Below are 1,639 nucleotides of genomic sequence, written 5' to 3' on the forward strand. Positions count from 1 at the left end.
GGGCCGCCGTCGGGAGCAGGAGCGTCGCGAGGGCGTCCAGGTCCGGGCGGTGGGCGGGGTCCTTGACCAGGAGGGACGACAGGGCGGGAGCCAGCGGGCCCGCCTCGGGCGGGAGTTCGGGCTCCTCGTACAGGACCGCGTGCAGCGTCGCCAGGGTCGTCTCGCGGGCGAACGGGGACCGGCCGCCCACCGCCGCGCACAGCGTCGCCCCGAGGGACCACAGGTCCGACGCGGGGCCCTGGGGGCGGCCCCCCACCCGTTCCGGCGCCATGTAGTCCGGCGAGCCGACCAGCATCCCCGCCACCGTCAGCGCCGTCGCGTCCTGGATCGCCGCGATACCGAAGTCGGTCAGGACCACCCGGCCGGTCCGGGCCAGCAGGACGTTCCCGGGCTTGATGTCCCGGTGCAGCACTCCCACCGCGTGCACCTCCCGCAGCGCCTCCACCAGACCCAGGCCGATCCGCGCGGCCTCGCGCGGGGCCACCGGGCCGTCCTCGATGAGGAGTTGTTCCAGGGAGCGCGCGTCCACCAGTTCCATCACGATCCAGAGGCGGTCGGACTCCTCCACCACGTCATAGACGCGCACCACGTTCGGATGGTCGATCCGGGCCGTCGCCCGCGCCTCGCGCAGGGTGCGTTCGCGGCGGATGCGGCTGTCCTCGGCGTCGAGATCTCCCATCCGCATCTCTTTCACGGCGACCTGGCGGTCGAGGATTTCGTCGAACGCCCGCCATACGCGCCCCATTCCGCCCTGGCCGATCGTGGCGTCGAGCCGGTATCGCCCCGCGACCAACAGCCCCCGGATTCCCGGCATTACCGCCCGCCCCCTCAGTACCTGGCGCACCCAGGACAGAAACACGAACTTGCCACCATCACAGCATAATTCCGCGAAATCTTGTGGGACCCTTCTCAGCACTGCTCTCAGTACGTCGGCCGCTCAACTCGGCTGAGGGGGATGGAAATGCGTTCGAAGAAACACCGGGGATCTCTGGCCGCCGGACTTCTCACCGGGGCGCTGTTATTGCCCTGGGGGGCGGTCGCTCACGCGGCCGATCCGACACCCGGCAGTGACCAGGGCGGATCGCCGGGACCCAGCGCTCCGGCCGGGCTCCAGATCTCCACCGAACTGCCGAAGGAAATCAGGGTCGCCCATTCCTCCGGGAAGACCGCGCTCACCGCGAAGATTCTCAACAAGGGCACCAAGGACACCGGCCGCATCACCCTCACCGTCCTCGGTCTGGACGGTATGCGGATCACCGGTGTCGACGGATGCGCCACCGTACCCGAGAACAAACTGCCGAAAGGAACGAACACCGGATTCGCCTGCGCCATCGACAGCTTGGGCGCCGGCGCCGACAAATCGTTCACCGTCGAGGCCACTTATGATCTGAACAGGACCGGGAAGATCTGCCTGCCCGTCACCGAGGGCACCGAAGGCACCGAAGGCACCGGCGCCCAAGCTGTCGATGGCGCAGGCGAATCCGGTGTTCGTTCCTTTCGGCAGTTTGTTCTCGGGTACGGTGGCGCATCCGTCGACACCGGTGATCCGCATACCGTCCAGACCGAGGACGGTGAGGGTGATGCGGCCGGTGTCCTTGGTGCCCTTGTTGAGAATCTTCGCGGTGAGCGCGGTCTTCCC

At 68.6% G+C, this 1,639-nt stretch carries 1 protein-coding gene and 1 pseudogene; one reads left to right on the forward strand and one right to left on the reverse strand.

Annotation, left to right across the window (positions count from 1 at the left end; translation table 11 throughout):
- A partial coding sequence (locus ACJA3G_RS36525; protein WP_406557317.1) for a serine/threonine-protein kinase occupies nt 1-745 on the reverse strand: 745 nt, incomplete at its 3' end.
- A gap of 210 nt (nt 746-955) precedes the next feature.
- On the opposite strand from ACJA3G_RS36525, the pseudogene ACJA3G_RS36530 reads away from it, so the two are divergent.
- A pseudogene (locus ACJA3G_RS36530) lies at nt 956-1,639 on the forward strand (hypothetical protein); the annotation flags it as partial.

Origin of the sequence: Streptomyces sp. YS-3 (genome assembly GCF_045257485.1) — a bacterium.
Taxonomy (GTDB): Bacteria; Actinomycetota; Actinomycetes; order Streptomycetales; family Streptomycetaceae; genus Streptomyces.